This is a genomic window from Pseudomonas sp. RW407 (assembly GCF_003176655.1).
In the GTDB taxonomy this organism is placed as follows: Bacteria; Pseudomonadota; Gammaproteobacteria; order Pseudomonadales; family Pseudomonadaceae; genus Pseudomonas; species Pseudomonas delhiensis.
Window position 1 is genome coordinate 2,000,381 of record NZ_QGSL01000107.1, and the last position, 19,871, is coordinate 2,020,251.

Consider the following 19,871-nt stretch of genomic DNA (forward strand, 5'->3'; position numbering starts at 1 on the left):
GAATCGCGCCGATACGTCCGGCTATCGCGGAAAAGTTCCGCTCCTACGGGCAGGAATGCCGTGCCTCAGGGCAACCTGTAGGAGCGGACTTCGTCCGCGATTCGCGCGCAGGGGACGGCGCGAGCGTCACTCCCAATCCAGCCGCGCCAGCTTCCATTCGCCGTCTTCCAGCCACCATTCCAGCTTCACGTCGTACAGCCTTGCGCTGTCGGGGATCAGCCCCTCGGCGCCGGTCAGGCCGACCTTGGCCTCGGTGTAGCCGCGGCGCGACACCGCCGGGTCGATCCAGCTGTTCTTCGCCGGGGCCAGCACGCCTATGTTCTGGTGGCGGAGGAACAGGACCGCCATGGTGCGCCGGGCCCAGTCGCGGTCGTTGACCTGCTGGGCGCGGAAGTCGCCGGCCAGTTGGTCGAGCACGGCGCCGCTCTTCTTCGCTTCGATGTTCGTCTGCAGCTGCTGCACGGCGGCCTCCAGCGCCGCCAGCGGGTCGTCCTTGCCGCAGCCGGCGAGCAGGGCGAGGCACAGCAGCAGGGGCAGGGCGAGGATCCTGGCCAGCATGTCGAACTCCTTTTCAGGGACGGGGAGCCCGGCACCGTAGCGCAGATGCTTGGCTTGCGGCCACGCCGGGAGTGTTTCCAAAGTTCGCCGCTCAGGGCGCCTGGAGGAACCGCCCGGGGTCGATGAAGAACATCTTCTTCCAGCCCTGGGTCTCGTCGGTCGCCGCCCAGGGCCGCGGCAACAGCGACAGCACCGCGTAGTGCAGGTGCGGCGGCTTGCCGGCGGCATTGCCCGAGCTGCCCACCGCGCCGACCACCTGGCCGCGGCCCACCGGCTGCAGCGGCGCCACGTTCCAGGCCTGCAGGTGCGCCAGGTAATGCAGGCGCCATTTCGGCCCGAGGATCAGTACCACCTTGCCGCCCAGGCCGATCTCGCCGCGGTACAGCACCAGCCCCGGGACCGGCGACAGCGCCGGGGTGCCGGCCTCGGCGAAGATGTCGATGCCCTTGTGCACCCCGGAGATGCCCCAGGGCTCGTACCAGAAGGAGCGGCGGTTCCAGTCCCGCTGGCTGGCGCCCTGCACCGGGATGACCGGCCGCTCCGGCAGCAACATCGGCAGGGCCAGCAGCGCGGCGAGCGGCAGCAGCCAGCGGCGTTTCACACCTGCAGGCCCAGGTGGCGGATCAGCGGCGCCGGCGCGGCCAGGCGCTCCCAGACGTCGTCGAGCAGCTCGGCGGGGTAGAAGGAGGGCAGGGCGCCCAGGTCGGCACGTGGCACCCAGGCCACCTCGCGGATGTCGAATTCGTCGCCGCCCAGGCCCCGCAGGTTGTCCAGGCTCAGCTCGCCCCGCCAGGCGTCGATGCGGTAGAACAGCTCCATGTGGAAGCGCCCGGCCAGCGGCTCGGCGAATTCGCGGACGTACACCAGCGGCCCGACCTCCACTTCCAGCCCGGTTTCTTCACGGCATTCCCGCTTCACGGTGTCGCGCGTCGAGCGGTCGCACTGCGACTCGAAGCCGCCGCCCGGGGGGATCCAGTAGACGTCGCCGGCCACCTCGTGGCGCACCAGCAGGATGCTCTGCTCGCGGACCAGCAGGCCGGCGGCGCGGATGCGGTGTTGCAGTGGGTTCATCGCCAGTCGAGCCTCGCCAGCTTCCAGGTGTCGCCGTCGTGCCGCCATTCCAGGCTTACGCTGTAGGGGCGGTTGCGCCGGCGCTCGGGCAGCAGGCCGTCGCCGCCGGTCAGCGCCAGTTCCGCCCGGGAATGGCCGACGTCGGCGTAGTTGCGGTCGACGCGGCTGCTGCGGCCCAGGGTGATGAAGCGCACCCGCGGCTGCTGGACGAATACCTGCGCCAGGGTCCGGCGCACCCAGTCGCGGTCGTATTCGCCCTGGGCGCGGAAATCCTCGTGCAGCTGCGCCAGCACGGCGCTGGTGGCGCGCTCGTCGAGGTTGCGCTGCAACTGGCGCACCGCGTCGTTCAACTGGCCCTGGGGGGAGTCGCCGCTGCACCCGCCCAGCAGACAAATGACGCACAGCAGGCAAAGATACAACTTCCTCGGCATCCCGAGTGAACTCCTTTATCGGTTTTGCGCGGGCACAGGTATCATGCCCGACACGCAAGGGATGGTATCCGGTCGAGGGACGGACCGTACGTAAAGATTCAGGAGTGCGCCATGCAGCTTTTGTATCCGGAAATCAAGCCTTACGCCCGGCACCAGCTGGCCGTCGACGAACCGCACGTCCTCTACGTGGATGAGAGCGGCATACCGGACGGCTTGCCGGTGCTTTTCGTGCACGGCGGCCCGGGTGCCGGTTGCGACGCCCTGTCCAGGCGTTTCTTCGACCCCAACCTGTACCGCATCGTCACCTTCGACCAGCGCGGCTGCGGCCGTTCCACGCCCTTCGCCAGCCTGGACGAGAACACCACCTGGCACCTGGTGGCCGACATGGAACGCATCCGCCAGCACCTGGGCATCGAGAAGTGGGTGCTGTTCGGCGGCTCCTGGGGCTCGACGCTGTCGCTGGCCTATGCCCAGGCGCATCCCGAGCGCGTCCACGCGCTGATCCTGCGCGGCATCTTCCTGTGCCGCCCGCAGGACCTGCGCTGGTTCTACCAGGAGGGCGCCAGCCAGTTGTTCCCCGACTACTGGGAGGACTACCTGGCGCCGATCCCGGCGGACGAGCGCGGCGACCTCATGCAGGCCTTCCGCAAGCGCCTGGTGGGCAGCGACCAGATCGCCCAGATGCACGCCGCGCGCGCCTGGTCCACCTGGGAAGGGCGCACCGCGACGCTGCGGCCCAACCCGGCGGTGGTCGACCGCTTCAGCGACCCGCACCGCGCGCTGTCCATCGCCCGCATCGAGAACCACTACTTCGTCAACGCCGCCTTCCTCGAGCCGGACCAGTTGCTGCGCGACATGCACCGCATCGCCCACCTGCCCGGCGTCATCGTGCACGGCCGCTACGACGTGGTCTGCCCGCTGGACAACGCCTGGACGCTGCACAAGGCCTGGCCGAACAGCGAGCTGCAGATCGTCCGCGACGCCGGCCACGCGGCCAGCGAGCCGGGCATCGCCGATGCCCTGGTGCGCGCCACCAACGAGATCGGCCGGCGCCTGCTGAACCTGCCCCCGGAGGCCGAATGAAGGCGCTGATCCAGCGCGTGAGCGCCGCGCGGGTGGAAGTCGACGGGGAAATCGTCGGCGCCATCGACCAGGGCCTGCTGGCACTGGTCGGGGTCGAGCCGCAGGACGACGAGGCGAGCGCCCAGCGGTTGCTGCACAAGCTGCTTAACTATCGAGTGTTCGCCGATATTGAAGGTAAGATGAACCTTTCTCTGGGCGACACCGGCGGCGGCCTGCTGCTGGTCTCGCAGTTCACCCTGGTCGCCGATACCCGCAAGGGCCTGCGGCCGAGTTTTTCCAGCGCGGCGCCGCCGGCCCGGGGCGCCGAGCTGTTCGAACATCTCGTGGATCAGGCACGAGCCCGTCATCCGCTGGTCGCTACCGGCCGGTTCGGCGCCAACATGCAGGTCCACCTGGTCAACGACGGGCCGGTGACCTTTCTTCTGGAGGCGTGAACAGGCGGCAGTCCGTAATCGGGCCGCAGGATGATGGCAACTCGCATGCGACTAGAACAATGGCTCCCCGGAAGCCCGGGCCGCAAGGCCGGGCAAGGGTTCTTCGCGATCGCGGGGAATCATTCGGGCTCACCGGGGTCGGAATTCAATCGCCGGCACCTTGGCATTGCCAGGGCCGGCCTTGGTTTTTTCAAGTTCACGGACGAGGGGGACTCGTGATTTTTCGTTCCGTTCAACACACCGCTTCCCGTAATTTCCTGCGCGACCTGATGCTGGTCGGCTCCGCTTTCCTGGCTCTGGGCGCCAGTCACGCCTGGGCTTTCAACATCGATGACGTCGCCGGCGAGGCGAAGAAACTGGCAGGCGAGAAGTACAGCGCGCCGGCCAGCAACCTGCCGTCGGTATTCAGCGAAATGAAGTTCGCCGACTACCAGCAGATTCGCTTCCGCATGGACAAGGCCTACTGGGCCGACGAGAAGGAGCCGTTCAAGCTCAGCTTCTATCACCAGGGCATGCACTTCGACACCCCGGTGAAGATCAACGAGGTGACGGCCACCAGCGTCAAGGAGATCAAGTACGATCCTGCGCGTTTCGACTTCGGTTCGCTGCAGTTCGACGCCAATGCCACCAAGGACCTCGGCTACGCCGGGTTCCGCGTGCTCTACCCGATCAACAAGGCCGACAAGCTCGACGAGATCGCTACCTTCCTCGGCGCCAGCTACTTCCGCGTGGTCGGCAAGGGCCACGTCTACGGCCTGTCCGCCCGCGGCCTGGCGCTGGACACCGCGCTGCCGTCCGGCGAGGAGTTCCCGCGCTTCCGCGAGTTCTGGATCGAGAAGCCCAAGCCCCAGGACAAGCACCTGGTGATCTACGCCCTGCTGGATTCGCCGCGCGCCACCGGCGCCTACCGCCTGGTCCTGCGCCCCGGCAAGGACACCGTGGTCGACGTGCAGGCCAAGGTGTTCCTGCGCGACAAGGTCAACAAGCTCGGCATCGCGCCGCTGACCAGCATGTTCCTGTTCGGCTCCAACCAGCCCTCGGAGCAGCACAACTTCCGTCCGGAGCTGCATGACTCCACCGGCCTGCAGATCCATGCCGGCAACGACGAGTGGATCTGGCGCCCGCTGAACAACCCGAAACATCTCTCGGTGAGCAGCTACGCGGTGGAGAACCCGAAAGGCTTCGGCCTGCTCCAGCGCGGCCGCGAGTTCAGCCGCTACGAAGACCTGGACGATCGCTACGACCTGCGCCCGAGCCTGTGGATCGAGCCGCGCGGCGAGTGGGGCAAGGGCAGCGTCGAGCTGGTCGAGATCCCCACCCCGGACGAGACCAACGACAACATCGTCGCCTTCTTCAACCCGGAGAAGCGCCCGGAAGCCGGCCAGCCGCTGGAATACGCCTACCGCATGCACTGGACCATGGACGAGGACGCCCTGCATTCGCAGAAGGTCGCCCAGGTCAAGCAGACCCTGCGCTCGGTGGGTGACGTCAAGCAGGCCAACCTGATCCGCCAGCCCGACGGCAGCACCGCCCTGGTGGTGGACTTCGAGGGCGCCAACCTCAAGGTCCTGCCGGCCGACGCCGCGGTGACCACCCAGGTGAGCACCGACGACAATGCCGAGGTCAAGGAGAACAACCTGCGCTACAACCCGGTGACCCAGGGCTGGCGCCTGACCCTGCGGATCAAGGTGAAGGATCCGAAGAAGCCGACCGAAATGCGTGCGGCCCTGGTCAAAGATGGACAGACCCTGTCCGAAACCTGGAGCTACCAGCTGCCTGCCGATGAATAACACCACCACCCACAAGGCTTCGCTGGGCGAATACCTCGAGCACCTTCCGCTGACCGCGGAAGGGCGCGAGCGCCTGGCGCGCAGCGCTTCCTTCAGTGACCTGCACCAGCGCCTGGCGGAGGAGGCCGGCACCGCGCCGGCCGCCACCGACGACGTGGCGCTGGGCTCCATCGGCCCGCGCCTGCTGCTCGGCTACGGCCAGGAGCTGCAGGAAACCGGCATGCTCGGCCTGGACGACAACGGCCGCGCCTACCTGAGGGCGGCCCCGCCGATCCAGCGCACCAAGGTGCTGCCCGAACCCTGGCGGACCAACGTGCTGGTGCGCGGCTGGCGTCGCCTGCTCGGTCGCAGCAACCCGTCCAAACCCGCGCGCGACCTGCCCAAGGCGCGCTGGCAGCGGGTCGGCTCGCTGCGCCGGATGATCCTGCTGCTGCTGATGCTCGGCCAGACCAGCATCGCCACCTACTACATGAAGGGCATCCTGCCGTACCAGGGCTGGGCGCTGATCGACCTCGAGGAGATCAACCGCCAGACCTGGCTGCAGACCCTCCAGCAGGTGCTGCCGTACCTCATCCAGTTCGGCGTGCTGCTGCTCTTCGCCATCCTCTTCTGCTGGGTCTCGGCCGGTTTCTGGACCGCGCTGATGGGCTTCTGGGAGCTGCTCAGCGGCCGCGACCGCTACCGCATCTCCGGCAGCAGCGCCGGCAACGAGCCGATCGCGCCCGATGCGCGGACCGCCATCGTCATGCCGATCTGCAACGAGGACGTGCCGCGGGTCTTCGCCGGCCTGCGCGCCACCTTCGAGTCGGTGGCGGCCAGCGGCGAGCTGGACCACTTCGACTTCTTCGTCCTCAGCGACACCTACCAGGCCGACATCGCCGTGGCCGAGGAGCAGGCCTGGATCGAGCTGTGCCAGGAGACCAAGGGCTTCGGCAAGCTGTTCTACCGCCGGCGCCGGCGCCGGGTGAAGCGCAAGAGCGGCAACATCGACGACTTCTGCCGGCGCTGGGGCAGCCAGTACAGGTACATGGTGGTGATGGACGCCGACAGCGTGATGAGCGGCGACTGCCTGGCCAAGCTGGTGCGGCTGATGGAAGCCAACCCGGAGGCGGGGATCATCCAGACCGCGCCCAAGGCCTCGGGCATGGACACCCTCTATGCGCGCATGCAGCAGTTCGCCACCCGCGTCTACGGCCCGCTGTTCACCGCCGGCCTGCACTTCTGGCAGCTGGGCGAGTCGCACTACTGGGGGCACAACGCGATCATCCGCATGAAGCCCTTCATCGAGCACTGCGCCCTGGCGCCGCTGCCGGGCAAGGGCTCGTTCTCCGGGGCCATCCTCTCCCACGACTTCGTCGAGGCCGCGCTGATGCGCCGCGCCGGCTGGGGCGTGTGGATCGCCTACGACCTGGAGGGCAGCTACGAGGAACTGCCGCCGAACCTGCTGGACGAGCTCAAGCGCGACCGCCGCTGGTGCCACGGCAACCTGATGAACTTCCGCCTGTTCCTGGTCAAGGGCATGCACCCGGTGCACCGCGCGGTGTTCCTCACCGGGGTGATGTCCTACCTGTCGGCGCCGCTGTGGTTCTTCTTCCTGGTGCTGTCCACCGCGCTGCTGGCGGTGCACCAGCTGATGGAGCCGCAGTACTTCCTGGAGCCGCGCCAGCTGTTCCCGATCTGGCCGCAGTGGCACCCGGAGAAGGCCATCGCGCTGTTCTCCACCACCCTGACACTGCTGTTCCTGCCCAAGCTGCTCAGCGTCATGCTGATCTGGGCCAAGGGCGCCAGGGCCTACGGCGGCGTGGTCAAGGTCACCCTGAGCATGCTCCTGGAAATGCTCTTCTCGGTGCTGCTGGCGCCGGTGCGCATGCTCTTCCACACCCGCTTCGTGCTGGCCGCCTTCCTCGGCTGGGAAGCCCAGTGGAAGTCGCCGCAGCGTGACGATGACGCCACGCCGTGGAGCGAGGCGCTGCGCCGCCATGGCATGCAGACCCTGCTGGGCCTGGCCTGGGCGCTGCTGGTGGTGTGGCTGAACCCGCGCTTCCTGTGGTGGCTGTCGCCCATCGTCGGTTCGCTGATGCTGTCCATCCCGGTGTCGGTGATCACCAGTCGCGTCAACCTGGGCCTGGCCTCGCGCGACGAGAAGCTGTTCCTCATCCCCGAGGAATACGACACCCCGCGCGAGTTGCGTTCCACCGACGAGTACACCTACCAGAACCGCTGGCAGGCGCTGAAGGACGGCTTCGTCCGCAGCGTTTCCGACCCGCTGCTCAACGCCCTGGCCTGCGCCATGGGCACCGCCCGCCACGCCCGCTCCGAGGCCATCGAGGCGGCGCGCCAGCGGCGTGTGCAGCAGGCCCTGGAAGGCGGCCCGCAGGCCGTCGCCGGCGAGGCCCGCCTGGCCCTGCTGAGCGACCCGGTGGCGCTGTCGCGCCTGCACCTGCAGGTGTGGGAAGGCGGCCACGAGAACTGGCTGGAGCCCTGGCGCAAGTCGGTGCAGGCCGACGCGCACAGCCCGGCGCTGCCCCTGGCGCCGCCGGCCGGCGCCGGCGTGGGCATGCCGGCCGCGCAGTCCTGAGGGCGTGCCACTCCCCGCCGCCCGGCGGGGAGTGGCAGGTCGTCGCGACGGTTTTCCCGGCACCGGACTGCTGTTAACCTGCGCCATCGATCCAGAAAGTCTCCCGACGGACGGCGACAGAGGGTAGGATTCGCACCCTTCAGCGCCCGGCGAGGCTTTGCGCGGCAGAAAGACCGCCACTGGATGCCGTGCCGGAGTGCGCACGATTCAATTTCGACTGTCTGGGAGTGTGGGGAATGAAAAAGTATCTGGCATCGCTGCTGGCGGGCGTCTGCGCCCTGGTCGGCGTGACCGCGGCACAGGCCGGCGCCATCGACGAGGCGGTCAAGCGCGGCAGCCTGCGGGTAGGCATGGACCCGACCTACATGCCGTTCGAGATGACCAACAAGCGCGGCCAGATCGTCGGCTTCGAGGTCGACCTGCTCAAGGCCATGGCCAAGTCCATGGGCGTCAAGCTGGAGCTGGTCTCCACCGGCCTGGACGGCATCATCCCGGCGCTGCTGACCGACAAGTTCGACATGATCGGCTCGGGCCTGACCCTGACCCAGGAGCGCAACCTGCGCATCAACTTCACCGAGCCCTTCGCGGTGGTCGGCCAGACCCTGCTGATCCGCAAGGAACTGGAAGGCACCATCAAGTCCTACAAGGACCTGAACGATCCGAAGTACCGCATCACCTCCAAGGTCGGCACCACCGGCGAGTTCGTCGCCAAGAAGCAGTTGGCCAAGGCCCAGTACCACGGCTTCGACAACGAGCCCGAAGCGGTCATGGACGTGGTCAACGGCAAGGCCGACGCCTTCATCTACGACTCGCCCTACAACGTAGTCGCGGTCGGCAAGTTCGGCGCCGGCAAGCTGGTGTTCCTCGACCAGCCGTTCACCTACGAGCCGCTGGCCTTCGGCCTGAAGAAGGGCGACTACGACTCGATCAACTTCATCAACAACTTCCTCAAGCAGATCCACGAGGACGGAACCTACGATCGCCTGCACGACAAGTGGTTCAAGAGCACCGACTGGCTGAAGGACATGGAATAATCCGCGTCCCAAGCTGTTCGACCCGACGCGCAGGCCCCGGCCTGCGCGTTCGCATTTTCACGGTACAGATACGTGACTAGAAACAAACGCCCCACCTGGCCCTGGCATGGGCTGACCGCGCTGATCCTCCTGCTGATCGGCCTGGCCATCTGGTATTCCACCTCGCTGATCTCCTACGAGTGGCGCTGGAACCGCGTTCCCCAGTACTTCGCCTACCAGGCGGAGGAGCCGCAGCGCGCCGAGAGCGTGTCGCGGGTGGAGAAGATCGAGGACTCCGGCCGCGAGGCCCGCGTCACCCTGGTCGGCGACGACGGCCGGCAGCAGGTGTTGAACGTGGCCGGCGACAGCCTGCAGTTCTCCGAGAACGACGACGTCGACGAAGGCGACGTGGTCGGCGTGCAGCGCCACTGGGCCGCCGGCCCGCTGGCCTGGGGCCTGTGGACCACGCTGTGGATCTCCTTCGTGTCCGGCGCGATCGGCCTTGCCATCGGCCTGTTCACCGGCCTCTGCCGGCTGTCGAAGAACCCCACGCTGCACGACCTGTCGACGCTCTATGTCGAGCTGGTGCGCGGGACGCCGCTGCTGGTGCAGATCTTCATCTTCTACTTCTTCATCGGCACCGTGCTCAACCTGTCCCGCGAGTTCGCCGGGGTGGCGGCGCTGGCGCTGTTCACCGGCGCCTACGTGGCCGAGATCGTCCGCGCCGGCGTGCAGTCCATCGCCCGCGGGCAGAACGAGGCGGCGCGTTCCCTGGGCCTGAACGCGGCGCAGTCGATGCGCCACGTGATCCTGCCGCAGGCCTTCAAGCGCGTGCTGCCACCGCTGGCCGGGCAGTTCATCAGCCTGGTCAAGGACACCTCGCTGGTCTCGGTGATCGCCATCACCGAACTGACCAAGAGCGGCCGCGAGGCCATCACCACCTCGTTCTCCACCTTCGAGATCTGGTTCTGCGTGGCCGCGCTCTACCTCGTCATCAACCTGCCGCTGTCGCACCTGGCCGGGCGGCTGGAACGGAGGCTCGGGCAAAGTGATTGAAGTCCGCAACCTGACCAAGGTGTTCGACACCCGCGGCCACGTGGTGCGCGCGGTGGACGACGTGACCACCCGCGTGGACAAGGGCGAGGTGGTGGTGGTGATCGGGCCCTCGGGCTCGGGCAAGTCCACCTTCCTGCGCTGCCTCAACGGCCTGGAGGAGTTCGACTCCGGCTCGGTGAGCATCGACGGCCTCGACCTGGCCGACCCGAAGACCGACATCAACGCCTACCGCCGCGAGGTCGGCATGGTGTTCCAGCACTTCAACCTGTTCCCGCACATGACGGTGCTGGAGAACCTGTGCCTGGCGCAGAAGGTGGTGCGCAAGCGCGGCAAGGCCGAGCGCGAGGCGAAGGCCCGGGCGCTGCTGGAGAAGGTTGGCATCGGCCAGAAGGCCAACGAGTACCCCTCGCGCCTGTCCGGCGGCCAGCAGCAGCGCGTGGCCATCGCCCGCGCGCTGTGCATGGACCCCAAGGTGATGCTGTTCGACGAGCCGACCTCGGCGCTGGACCCGGAGATGGTCGGCGAGGTGCTGGACGTGATGAAGGCCCTGGCGGTGGAAGGCATGACCATGGTCTGCGTCACCCACGAGATGGGCTTCGCCCGCGAAGTGGCCGACCGCGTGCTGTTCTTCGACCACGGCAAGCTGCTGGAGGACGCGCCGCCCGCGCAGTTCTTCGAACAGCCGGCCGACCCGCGGGCGCAGAGCTTTTTGCGGCAGGTGCTTTGAGCGTTTGGTGAATGAAGAAGCCGCCTCTTGGGGCGGCTTTTATTGCCTGTGGGAGCGAGCTTGCTCGCGAACCGTGTTTCCCTTTGGCCACTGAGTGTCGGTTGAACGCCGCTCCCTCTCCCTAACCCTCTCCCTGAAGGGAGAGGGGACTGTTCGGCGTGAAGTGGTTCTTCAGTACTCGCCGGAAACAGCGGGCTTGCAGGATGACGCTGGACTTTTAAGCAACGCCAGACGGCTCCCTCTCCCTTCAGGGAGAGGGCTGGGGAGAGGGCGCTCTTCGCGAATGCCTGCCGCGAACCAATTCGCGAGCAAGCTCGCTCCTACAGGTCCTGCGCACGGGCAAGTTCCGTAGGATGGGTGGAGCGAAGCGATACCCATCACCATGACCGCATGGGTTTCGCTCAAGCTCAACCCATCCTACGAAAGCATCCCGGCGCCACCTTTCCCGCCCACAAGAAAAAACCGCCCCAAGGGGCGGTTTCTTCAACGGCTGGCTATCAGCGGTTGCGCGTCAGCAGAGCCGGGCGTTCGCCCTTGTCGCGGCGCGGTTCCAGTTCTTCCAGCTGCTCGGCGGTGGGGAAGCGGTCGCCGCGGACCAGGTCGCGCTTGTTGATCACCACCGGCTGGCGGGTCGGCTTGGCGGCGCCGTACTCGCTCGGCTCGCGCAGCGGTGCATCGCTCATCAGCGAAGGTTGGCCCTTGCCGCCGCGCTTGCGGGCGGCGCGCTGCTTGCCCTGGGCGTTGCCACCCTGGCCGCCACGGGCCTGGCCGTTGGCGTTCTTGCCGCGGCCGGCCTGGCCACCCTGGCCGGTGCCTTTCTGGCCCTGCTTGCCCTGCTGCTTCTGGCCTTGGCCCTGACCTTGACCCTGGCCCTGGCCGCGGGCGCGCTGGCCTTGCGGGGCCTGCTGGCCCTGGCCCTGGCCGCCACGGCGGCGCTGGCCACGGACCACGTCCTTGTCCGGGAAGGGACTGACGTAGTCGGCGCGGTTGCCGAAGTTGTCGTAGTCGTCGTCGAGGAACTCCTCGGGGTCGCGGTCCGTGCCCTGGGCCTGCGGCTTGGGTTGCCTGGCTGGCTTGGGCTGGCTGTCGCCGCGCGGGGCCTGCTGGCCCTGCTGCTCGCCCTGGGGCTGGACGTCGCCCTTCTTCTTGCCGCGGCCGCCACGGCGGCGGCGCTTGCCAGCGGACTTCTCGCCCGGCTCGGCGCCGTCTTCGGCCTGGGCGGCCTCGGCGGCAGGTTGCGCCTGCTGCGGCTCCTTGTCCTTGGGCTTGCGCTCGCGCTTGGCCTTGTCCTTGCGCGGCTGGCGCTGGGGCTGTTCCCTGGGCTCGGGCAGGGCCACTTCCGGCAGCGTCGCCTCGGGGTCGAAGCCCTGGGTGTCGCCGGCGGGAATCTGCTGCCTGGTCAGGCGCTCGATGGCCTTGAGCAGCTTCTCTTCCTCGGGGGCCACCAGCGAGATGGCCTCGCCGCTGCGCCCGGCACGGCCGGTGCGGCCGATACGGTGGACGTAGTCTTCCTCGACGTTGGGCAGCTCGTAGTTGACCACGTGGGGCAACTGGTCGATGTCCAGGCCGCGGGCGGCGATGTCGGTGGCCACCAGGATGCGCACGTCGTTGGCCTTGAAGTCGGCCAGGGCCTTGGTGCGCGCGTTCTGGCTCTTGTTGCCGTGGATCGCGGCGGCCGGCAGGCCGTGCTTGCTCAGGTATTCGGCGAGGCGGTTGGCGCCGTGCTTGGTGCGGGTGAACACCAGCACCTGCTCCCAGGCGCCCAGGGTCACCAGGTGGGCCAGCAGGGCGCGCTTCTGCACCGAGGGAATGCGGAACACGCGCTGCTCGATGCGCTCGACGGTGGTGTTCGGCGGGGTGACCTCGATGCGCTCGGGGTTGTGCAGCAGCTTGTTGGCGAGGTCGGTGATGTCTTTCGAGAAGGTCGCCGAGAACAGCAGGTTCTGGCGCTTGGGCGGCAGCTTGGCGAGGACCTTCTTGACGTCGTGGATGAAGCCCATGTCGAGCATGCGGTCGGCTTCGTCGAGGACCAGGATCTCCACGTGGGAGAGGTCGACGCTGCCCTGGCCGATGAGGTCGAGCAGGCGCCCGGGGCAGGCCACCAGCACGTCGACGCCCTTGGCCATGGCCTGGACCTGCGGGTTCATGCCGACGCCGCCGAAGATACAGGCGCTCTTGAGCGGCAGGTCGCGGGCGTACACCTTGAAGCTGTCGTGCACCTGGGCGGCCAGCTCGCGGGTCGGCGTCAGCACCAGCACGCGCGCCTGGCGCGGGCCGTGGCGGTGTTCGCGGTCGGGGTGGCCTTCGGGGAACAGGCGCTCGAGCACCGGAAGGGCGAAGCCACCGGTCTTGCCGGTGCCGGTCTGGGCCGCGACCATCAGGTCGCGACCTTGCAATACGGCGGGAATCGCCCGCTCCTGGACAGGGGTGGGCTGGCTGTAGCCCGCCGCCTCTACTGCGCGGGCCAGCGCCTCGGAGAGACCGAGGGAGGAAAAGGACATGCGGGGTATTCCTATATGGGCCGGCGGCTGGCCGGCGAAAGTGAAGTCACCAAGTTCTTCGAACTCCTCTGTGCCCTCGTCCCCTGGCGGGGATGAGGGGCGGCGCGGGGCGCTGCGTATGCACCCAGGGCCGAGCTACTGGCAGGGGCCCTCGCGGGCTCCTCCGGGGGCCGACGGCGAAGGCCGCCGGCCTGGGTTTGCGCCCGGCCCCGGAAGGCGAGAGGCGCTGCCAGCGCTGGCCTGCCGTTCAGAGCAGGTCTTGCTGGCGTAGGTGCCGGCGTATCGCCTCGAGCCTTGGGCCGAGGAGATGACGCAACACCTTGTGGTTCAGCCATTCACCGAGCTGCTCTTCCACCGGCTGGTCGGGATGGCGCTCGATGACGTTGGTCGCGGCCTTTTCCCACCAGACGGGGCCGCAGGCCCGGTCGAACTCGTTGTCGTAGTCATGGCACCCGTAGAACAGCTCCAGGCTGAACTGGCGCATCGGGGCCGGCAACGGCAGTGTTCTCAGCTTGTACAGCAGGCGCGCGGCCCGTGGTGGACGCGGCAGGCGGTCGGTCACCAGTTGGGTGTCGTCGAGAGCCGGGGTGCTGAGAAGGGACGTTCGGTGCTTGTGCAGCCAGGCCTGGACTTTCGCCCGGAACAACTGCTTGCGGCTCCAATAATGGTGGATGAGGTCGGTACAACCGACAGGTTCCAGTTGTCTGTAGGCCGCAATCGCCAGAACGAACTCTTCAAGATTATAGGCTGCGCGGGCAATTGGGTAGAGGTCATCCATCAATTCCAACGAACGGTCGAGTACGCCGGCGTCTTCGCGGGCCAGCCCGATCACCCCGGAATTGATCAGCGGCGTCCGTTCGTCGGCCAGCCCGCGGGCCTTCAGGGGCTCGATCAACTGCCGGTAGACGGGGGCCGGCGAGTCGCCCAGCAGGTGGCTGACGGCGTTGCACAGCAGGGCGCCGCGCCGCACGCGGGCGAACAGCCGGGCGGGCGATGCATGGAAGAAGGTGTCGGTATCGATCAGTACGGCGGCGGGCTTTTCGTCGAGCACTTGGCGCAGGGCCACGTGCTTGGCGCGGAAGTGGTAGTGGTGCGGCCCATACCAGCTGGCCAGGGTGCGCTCGTCGAGGCGGCGCACCCGCACCGGCAGCCCGGCATAGGGGGTGCCATCGTCGGTGATGACCTGGATGTCCAGGCACAGCTGCGGCGTTGCCCGTGCACGGGCGATGGCGCTGGCGATGCTGAACAGGGCTTCCTGGTGGTAGGTCTGGCGACCGTACACCAGGTAGATCAGGGACGGGGCATGTGCCATGCCATGTGGAACCTCTAGCGTCCTGGCCGGTGAACCGCCGCCCGCTGCGGGCGGCGGAGCGCCGCTGCGCTAGCGGGGCAGCTTCAGGTTTTTCCACAGTGCCAGGCTGGGGTCGGCCTGGTTCAGCGTATAGAAATGCAGACCAGGGGCGCCGCCGTCCAGCAGGCGTTCGCACATTTCGGTGATCACCTGCTCGCCGAAGGACTGGATGCTGGCGATGTCGTCGCCATAGGCTTCCAGCTGCTTGCGGATCCAGCGGGGAATCTCGGCGCCACAGGCATCCGAGAAACGCGCCAGCTTGGAGTAGTTGGTGATCGGCATAATGCCCGGGACGATCGGGATGTCGACGCCCAACTTCTGTGCACGCTCGACGAAGTGGAAATAGCTGTCGGCGTTGAAGAAATACTGCGTGATTGCACTGTCGGCCCCGGCCTTGACCTTACGTACGAAATTGGCCAGATCGTGCTCGGAATTGCGAGCCTGCGGATGAACTTCCGGGTAGGCAGCGACTTCGATGTGGAAGTGGTCGCCGCTCTCGGCGCGGATGAACTCCACCAGCTCGTTGGCGTAGCGCAGCTCGCCGCTGGCCATGCCCATGCCCGAGGGCAGGTCGCCGCGCAGGGCGACGATGCGCTGGATGCCGGCGTCCTTGTAGTGGGCGAGCAGGGCGCGCAGCTCGGCCTTGGTGTCGCCGACGCAGGACAGGTGCGGCGCGGTGGGGATGCCCACCTCGCCGTCCAGCTGCAGGACGGTGACCAGGGTACGGTCGCGGGTGGAGCCACCGGCGCCGTAGGTGCAGGAGAAGAAGTCCGGCTTGTAGCCGGCCAGCTGGCGCGCGGTGGCCAGCAGTTTTTCATGCCCGGCTTCGGTCTTGGCGGGGAAGAACTCGAAGCTGAAGCGGCGTTCTTGAGACGACATAGGAGAAGGTTCCCTTCTCAGCGGCGAGCCTCAAGCCACAAGCTGCAAGCGGGACCGAGCCCTGCTTGCAGCCTGCAGCTTGCAGCTTGCAGCTGCTCTTAGTAGCGATAGGTATCCGGCTTGAACGGACCTTCGACGGTCACGCCGATGTACTCGGCCTGTTTCGGCGTCAGCTGGGTGACCACGCCGCCGAAGCCCTTGACCATCTCCAGGGCGACTTCCTCGTCGAGTTTCTTCGGCAGCACCTCGACGCTCAGGCGCTTGGCCTTTTCGCTGGCCGGCAGGTCGGCGAACTTGCGCTCGAACAGGTGGATCTGCGCCAGCACCTGGTTGGCGAAGGAGCCGTCCATGATCCGCGACGGGTGGCCGGTGGCGTTGCCCAGGTTCACCAGGCGGCCTTCGGCGAGCAGGATCAGGTAGTCGTCGTTGTGCGGGTCGAAGCCGTCCTTGCCGGTGCGGTGGATCTTGTGCACCTGCGGCTTGACCTCTTCCCAGGCCCAGGTCTTGCGCATGAAGGCGGTGTCGATCTCGTTGTCGAAGTGGCCGATGTTGCAGACCACGGCGCGCTTCTTCAGGGCCTTGAGCATGCCGGCGTCGCAGACGTTGACGTTGCCGGTGGTGGTGACGATCAGGTCGATCTTGCCCAGCAGGGCGGCGTCGACGCTGGCCTCGGTGCCGTCGTTCACGCCGTTCTTGTACGGGGAAACCACTTCGAAGCCGTCCATGCAGGCCTGCATGGCGCAGATCGGGTCGACTTCCGCGACCTTGACGATCATGCCTTCCTGGCGCAGCGACTGCGCCGAGCCCTTGCCCACGTCGCCGTAGCCGATCACCAGCGCCTGCTTGCCCGACAGCAGGTGGTCGGTGCCGCGCTTGATGGCGTCGTTGAGGCTGTGGCGGCAGCCGTACTTGTTGTCGTTCTTGCTCTTGGTCACCGAGTCGTTGACGTTGATCGCCGGGACTTTCAGGGTGCCGGCCTTGAGCATGTCGAGCAGGCGGTGCACGCCGGTGGTGGTTTCTTCGGTGATGCCGTGGATCTTCTCCAGCATCTGCGGGTATTTCTTGTGCAGGATTTCGGTCAGGTCACCGCCGTCGTCCAGCACCATGTTGGCGTCCCACGGCTGACCGTCCTTGAGGATGGTCTGCTCGATGCACCATTCGTATTCCTGCTCGGTCTCGCCCTTCCAGGCGAATACCGGGATGCCGGCGGCGGCGATGGCGGCGGCGGCCTGGTCCTGGGTGGAGAAGATGTTGCAGGAGGACCAGCGCACTTCGGCGCCCAGGGCGACCAGGGTCTCGATGAGCACGCCGGTCTGGATGGTCATGTGGATGCAGCCGAGGATCCTGGCGCCTTTCAGCGGCTGGCTGGCGGCGTACTTGCGGCGCAGGCCCATCAGTGCCGGCATCTCGGACTCGGCGATGATCAGCTCGCGGCGGCCCCAGGCGGCCAGGGAAATGTCGGCGACCTTGTAGTCGGTGAAACCGGCAGGCGTCATGACAGCGCTCATGCGTAACTCTCCATTCGTTGTCTGCGAATGGGCGCCGTTGATGCGTTAACGGCCGGCGGACGCCGACCGGGACGCGCCCCGTCCGAGCCTGACAGGCTGAACCCGGTGCGGGTCCGGCCTGCTGCAGCGCCCCTCGGAACGGGTGGCGGGAACGGCCGGAGCGGAGCCGGCCGGTGAAGCCTGCGGATTATAGCGATGCCGGGCGGCAAGCCAAAGGTTTTCCGTCGTCCGCCGGGCCCGCCCGCGCCGCGCCAGGGGCCGTGAATACCCTGGCGCGGCGGCGTGCGGGTTCAGATCACGCCCTGCTCGCGCAGCTTGCCGATGGCGGCGGCGTCCAGGCCGAGCACGTCCTCGAGTATCTGCTCGGTGTGCTGGCCGAGGGTCGGCGGGGCGTTGCGGTACTCGACGGGGGTCTGCGACAGGCGGATCGGGCTGGCCACCTGCGGCACGGTCCCGGCCAGCGGGTGCGGCAGGTCCACGCGCAGGCCGCGGGCGATCACCTGCGGGTCGGCGAACACCTGGGCCAGGTCGTTGATCGGCCCGCAGGGCACGCCGGCCTGCTCCAGCGCGGCGATCCACTGCGCGGTGGTGCGCATCACCGTGGCCTGGCGGATCAGCGGGATGAGCACGTCGCGGTGGGCGACGCGGGCCTTGTTGCTGGCGAAACGTTCGTCGTCGGCCCATTCCGGGTGCCCGGCCAGTTCGCAGAACTTGCGGAACTGCCCGTCGTTGCCGACGGTGAGGATCATGTCGCCGTCGGCGGTGGGGAAGTCCTGGTAGGGCACGATGTTCGGGTGGGCATTGCCCAGCCGGCGCGGCGGGATGCCGGTGGTCAGGTAGTTCAGCGTCTGGTTGGCCAGGCAGGCCACCTGCACGTCGAGCAGGGCCATGTCGATGTGCTGGCCGATGCCGCTGACGTCGCGGTGGGCGAGGGCGGCGAGGATCGCGGTGGAGGAGTACAGGCCGGTGAGGATGTCGGTCAGCGCCACGCCGACCTTCACCGGGCCTGCGCCTTCCTCGGCGTCGGAGCGCCCGGTGATGCTCATCAGCCCGCCCAGGCCCTGGATCATGAAGTCGTAGCCGGCGCGCTTGGCGTAGGGGCCGGTCTGGCCGAAGCCGGTGATGGAGCAGTAGATCAGCCGGGGGTTGAGCTGCTTCAGCGACGCGTAGTCCAGGCCATAGGCCTTGAGGCCGCCGACCTTGAAGTTCTCCAGCACGATGTCGGCCTTGGCCGCCAGCTCGCGCACCAGGCGCTGGCCCTCGGGCTGGGTGAAGTCGATGGTGAGGGATTTCTTGTTGCGGTTGGCCGACAGGTAGTAGGCCGCCTCGCTGGTGTCGCGGCCCTCGGCGTCCTTGAGGAACGGCGGGCCCCAGGCGCGGGTGTCGTCGCCGCTGCCGGGGCGTTCGATCTTGATCACTTCGGCGCCGAGGTCGGCGAGGATCTGCCCGGCCCAGGGGCCGGCCAGGACGCGGGAAAGGTCGAGAACGCGGATATGCGAGAGGGCGCCGGACATGAAAGCTCCTGGGGCTGCAGGCCACAGGCCGCAGGCTTCAGGCAGAGTCGCTCTTGCCTGCAGCCTGTCGCCTGAAGCCTGCCGCCGCTTCTTTTAGAAAAAGGCCTGGATTCCGGTCTGGGCGCGGCCGAGGATCAGCGCGTGGACGTCGTGGGTACCCTCGTAGGTGTTCACCACTTCCAGGTTGACCAGGTGGCGGGCCACGCCGAACTCGTCGGAGATGCCGTTGCCGCCGAGCATGTCGCGGGCCATGCGGGCGATGTCCAGGGCCTTGCCGCAGCTGTTGCGCTTCATGATCGAGGTGATTTCCACCGCGGCGGTGCCTTCGTCCTTCATCCGGCCCAGGCGCAGGCAGCCCTGCAGGGCGAGGGTGATCTCGGTCTGCATGTCGGCCAGCTTCTTCTGGATCAGCTGGTTGGCGGCCAGCGGGCGGCCGAACTGCTTGCGGTCCAGGGTGTACTGGCGGGCGGTGTGCCAGCAGGCCTCGGCGGCGCCCAGGGCGCCCCAGGAGATGCCGTAGCGCGCCGAGTTCAGGCAGGTGAACGGGCCGCGCAGGCCGCGCACCTCGGGGAAGGCGTTCTCTTCGGGGACGAACACGTTGTCCATCACGATCTCGCCGGTGATCGAGGCGCGCAGGCCGACCTTGCCGTGGATGGCCGGGGCGGACAGGCCTTCCCAGCCTTTCTCCAGGACGAAGCCGCGGATCTGGCCTTCGTCATCCTTGGCCCAGACCACGAAGACGTCGGCGATCGGGCTGTTGGTGATCCACATCTTGGCGCCGGACAGGCGGTAGCCGCCGTCGACCTTCCTGGCGCGGGTGATCATCGAGCCCGGGTCGGAGCCGTGGTTCGGCTCGGTCAGGCCGAAGCAGCCGATGTATTCGCCGCTGGCCAGTTTCGGCAGGTACTTCTGCTTGGTGGCTTCATTGCCGAACTCGTAGATCGGCACCATGACCAGGGACGACTGCACGCTCATCATCGAGCGGTAGCCGGAGTCGACGCGCTCGACCTCGCGGGCGATCAGGCCGTAGCACACGTAGTTCAGGCCGCTGCCACCGTACTCGGCGGGGATGGTCGCGCCGAGCAGGCCGGTCTCGCCCATCTCGCGGAAGATCGCCGGGTCGGTCTGCTCGTGGCGGAAGGCCTCCAGCACGCGCGGGGCCAGCTTGTCCTGGGCGAACTGCAGGGCGCTGTCGCGAACCATGCGCTCTTCTTCGGTGAGTTGCTGATCCAGCAGCAGCGGGTCTTCCCAGTTGAAGCTTGCTTTGGTGGCCATCGGGTTACCTCGGGGCAGTGACAGGGTGTCCAACCAGTTTAGGCGGACGCAGTGCGGTCGATCCTAGTCAGCCGCCGACCGGTGCGGCAACCGACTAATTCG

Annotated in this window: 17 protein-coding genes and 1 riboswitch; of the genes, 7 read left to right on the top strand and 10 right to left on the bottom strand. The window is 67.6% G+C overall.

Features of this window, described 5'->3' with window-relative positions; genetic code table 11:
• Window positions 1-126 precede the first annotated feature (126 nt).
• The 4 genes from DK254_RS33195 to DK254_RS33210 form a co-directional block, all read right to left on the bottom strand.
• On the bottom strand, window positions 127-558 hold the full coding sequence (locus DK254_RS33195) for a hypothetical protein (RefSeq protein ID WP_109937221.1): 432 nt from the start codon (window positions 556-558) through the stop codon (window positions 127-129).
• Window positions 559-649: 91 nt separating this feature from the next.
• The gene (locus tag DK254_RS33200) at window positions 650-1,111 is read right to left on the bottom strand and encodes a M23 family metallopeptidase (protein ID WP_177412144.1); all 462 of its coding nucleotides are present in this window, start codon (window positions 1,109-1,111) and stop codon (window positions 650-652) included.
• Between the two features lie 44 nt (window positions 1,112-1,155).
• Window positions 1,156-1,629, bottom strand: coding sequence for an NUDIX domain-containing protein (locus tag DK254_RS33205; RefSeq protein ID WP_109937223.1), 474 nt, complete (start codon window positions 1,627-1,629; stop codon window positions 1,156-1,158).
• A complete protein-coding gene (locus DK254_RS33210) occupies window positions 1,626-2,060 on the bottom strand; it encodes a hypothetical protein (protein ID WP_109937224.1) in 435 nt (144 codons plus the stop codon). Before DK254_RS33210 ends, DK254_RS33205 begins: the two co-directional genes overlap by 4 nt.
• Window positions 2,061-2,171: 111 nt before the next feature.
• On the opposite strand from DK254_RS33210, the gene pip reads away from it, so the two are divergent.
• The 7 genes from pip to DK254_RS33245 all read left to right on the top strand — a co-directional run bounded on the left by pip (window position 2,172) and on the right by DK254_RS33245 (window position 10,741).
• Window positions 2,172-3,143, top strand: a complete 972-nt coding sequence (gene pip, locus DK254_RS33215) for a prolyl aminopeptidase (RefSeq protein ID WP_109937225.1) — start codon at window positions 2,172-2,174, stop codon at window positions 3,141-3,143.
• The gene (gene dtd, locus DK254_RS33220) at window positions 3,140-3,577 is read left to right on the top strand and encodes a D-aminoacyl-tRNA deacylase (RefSeq protein WP_109937226.1); all 438 of its coding nucleotides are present in this window, start codon (window positions 3,140-3,142) and stop codon (window positions 3,575-3,577) included. Before pip ends, dtd begins: the two co-directional genes overlap by 4 nt.
• Window positions 3,578-3,792: 215 nt before the next feature.
• The gene (locus DK254_RS33225; protein WP_109937227.1) at window positions 3,793-5,367 is read left to right on the top strand and encodes a glucan biosynthesis protein G; all 1,575 of its coding nucleotides are present in this window, start codon (window positions 3,793-3,795) and stop codon (window positions 5,365-5,367) included.
• Window positions 5,360-7,945, top strand: coding sequence for a glucans biosynthesis glucosyltransferase MdoH (mdoH, locus tag DK254_RS33230; protein ID WP_109937228.1), 2,586 nt, complete (start codon window positions 5,360-5,362; stop codon window positions 7,943-7,945). The genes DK254_RS33225 and mdoH overlap by 8 nt, the downstream gene beginning before the upstream one ends.
• A gap of 236 nt (window positions 7,946-8,181) precedes the next feature.
• On the top strand, window positions 8,182-8,979 hold the full coding sequence (locus DK254_RS33235) for a transporter substrate-binding domain-containing protein (protein ID WP_109937229.1): 798 nt from the start codon (window positions 8,182-8,184) through the stop codon (window positions 8,977-8,979).
• A 72-nt stretch (window positions 8,980-9,051) separates the two neighbouring features.
• On the top strand, window positions 9,052-10,014 hold the full coding sequence (locus DK254_RS33240; RefSeq protein WP_109937230.1) for an amino acid ABC transporter permease: 963 nt from the start codon (window positions 9,052-9,054) through the stop codon (window positions 10,012-10,014).
• A complete protein-coding gene (locus DK254_RS33245; protein WP_109937231.1) occupies window positions 10,007-10,741 on the top strand; it encodes an amino acid ABC transporter ATP-binding protein in 735 nt (244 codons plus the stop codon). Before DK254_RS33240 ends, DK254_RS33245 begins: the two co-directional genes overlap by 8 nt.
• Before the next feature lie 497 nt (window positions 10,742-11,238).
• Here the strand turns inward: DK254_RS33245 and DK254_RS33250 are convergent, their stop codons facing one another.
• The 6 genes from DK254_RS33250 to DK254_RS33275 all read right to left on the bottom strand — a co-directional run bounded on the left by DK254_RS33250 (window position 11,239) and on the right by DK254_RS33275 (window position 19,769).
• Window positions 11,239-13,242 (bottom strand): DEAD/DEAH box helicase, encoded by a 2,004-nt coding sequence (locus DK254_RS33250; RefSeq protein WP_109937232.1) that lies wholly within the window; start codon window positions 13,240-13,242, stop codon window positions 11,239-11,241.
• Between the two features lie 247 nt (window positions 13,243-13,489).
• Window positions 13,490-14,554 (bottom strand): hypothetical protein, encoded by a 1,065-nt coding sequence (locus tag DK254_RS33255; RefSeq protein ID WP_109937233.1) that lies wholly within the window; start codon window positions 14,552-14,554, stop codon window positions 13,490-13,492.
• Window positions 14,555-14,623: 69 nt separating this feature from the next.
• Entirely contained in the window at window positions 14,624-15,472 is an 849-nt protein-coding gene (gene metF / locus DK254_RS33260) for a methylenetetrahydrofolate reductase [NAD(P)H] (RefSeq protein ID WP_109937234.1), read from the bottom strand.
• A gap of 98 nt (window positions 15,473-15,570) precedes the next feature.
• The gene (gene ahcY, locus DK254_RS33265) at window positions 15,571-16,980 is read right to left on the bottom strand and encodes an adenosylhomocysteinase (protein ID WP_109937235.1); all 1,410 of its coding nucleotides are present in this window, start codon (window positions 16,978-16,980) and stop codon (window positions 15,571-15,573) included.
• A 22-nt stretch (window positions 16,981-17,002) separates the two neighbouring features.
• A riboswitch (S-adenosyl-L-homocysteine riboswitch) is annotated at window positions 17,003-17,121 on the bottom strand.
• Window positions 17,122-17,270: 149 nt separating this feature from the next.
• Complete coding sequence (locus DK254_RS33270) at window positions 17,271-18,494, bottom strand: CaiB/BaiF CoA-transferase family protein (RefSeq protein ID WP_109937236.1); 1,224 nt, start codon at window positions 18,492-18,494, stop codon at window positions 17,271-17,273.
• A gap of 93 nt (window positions 18,495-18,587) precedes the next feature.
• Window positions 18,588-19,769, bottom strand: coding sequence for an acyl-CoA dehydrogenase (locus tag DK254_RS33275; RefSeq protein WP_109937237.1), 1,182 nt, complete (start codon window positions 19,767-19,769; stop codon window positions 18,588-18,590).
• Window positions 19,770-19,871 lie beyond the last annotated feature (102 nt).

What these genes read in the sequence shown, in the direction of transcription:
- DK254_RS33195 (WP_109937221.1), bottom strand. Translation starts at nt 558, where the DNA reads ATGCTGGCCAGGATCCTCGCCCTGCCCCTGCTGCTGTGCCTCGCCCTG.
- DK254_RS33200 (WP_177412144.1), bottom strand. Translation starts at nt 1,111, where the DNA reads ATGTTGCTGCCGGAGCGGCCGGTCATCCCGGTGCAGGGCGCCAGCCAG.
- DK254_RS33205 (WP_109937223.1), bottom strand. Translation starts at nt 1,629, where the DNA reads ATGAACCCACTGCAACACCGCATCCGCGCCGCCGGCCTGCTGGTCCGC.
- DK254_RS33210 (WP_109937224.1), bottom strand. Translation starts at nt 2,060, where the DNA reads ATGCCGAGGAAGTTGTATCTTTGCCTGCTGTGCGTCATTTGTCTGCTG.
- pip (WP_109937225.1), top strand. Translation starts at nt 2,172, where the DNA reads ATGCAGCTTTTGTATCCGGAAATCAAGCCTTACGCCCGGCACCAGCTG.
- dtd (WP_109937226.1), top strand. Translation starts at nt 3,140, where the DNA reads ATGAAGGCGCTGATCCAGCGCGTGAGCGCCGCGCGGGTGGAAGTCGAC.
- mdoH (WP_109937228.1), top strand. Translation starts at nt 5,360, where the DNA reads ATGAATAACACCACCACCCACAAGGCTTCGCTGGGCGAATACCTCGAG.
- DK254_RS33235 (WP_109937229.1), top strand. Translation starts at nt 8,182, where the DNA reads ATGAAAAAGTATCTGGCATCGCTGCTGGCGGGCGTCTGCGCCCTGGTC.
- DK254_RS33250 (WP_109937232.1), bottom strand. Translation starts at nt 13,242, where the DNA reads ATGTCCTTTTCCTCCCTCGGTCTCTCCGAGGCGCTGGCCCGCGCAGTA.
- DK254_RS33255 (WP_109937233.1), bottom strand. Translation starts at nt 14,554, where the DNA reads ATGGCACATGCCCCGTCCCTGATCTACCTGGTGTACGGTCGCCAGACC.
- metF (WP_109937234.1), bottom strand. Translation starts at nt 15,472, where the DNA reads ATGTCGTCTCAAGAACGCCGCTTCAGCTTCGAGTTCTTCCCCGCCAAG.
- ahcY (WP_109937235.1), bottom strand. Translation starts at nt 16,980, where the DNA reads ATGAGCGCTGTCATGACGCCTGCCGGTTTCACCGACTACAAGGTCGCC.
- DK254_RS33270 (WP_109937236.1), bottom strand. Translation starts at nt 18,494, where the DNA reads ATGTCCGGCGCCCTCTCGCATATCCGCGTTCTCGACCTTTCCCGCGTC.
- DK254_RS33275 (WP_109937237.1), bottom strand. Translation starts at nt 19,769, where the DNA reads ATGGCCACCAAAGCAAGCTTCAACTGGGAAGACCCGCTGCTGCTGGAT.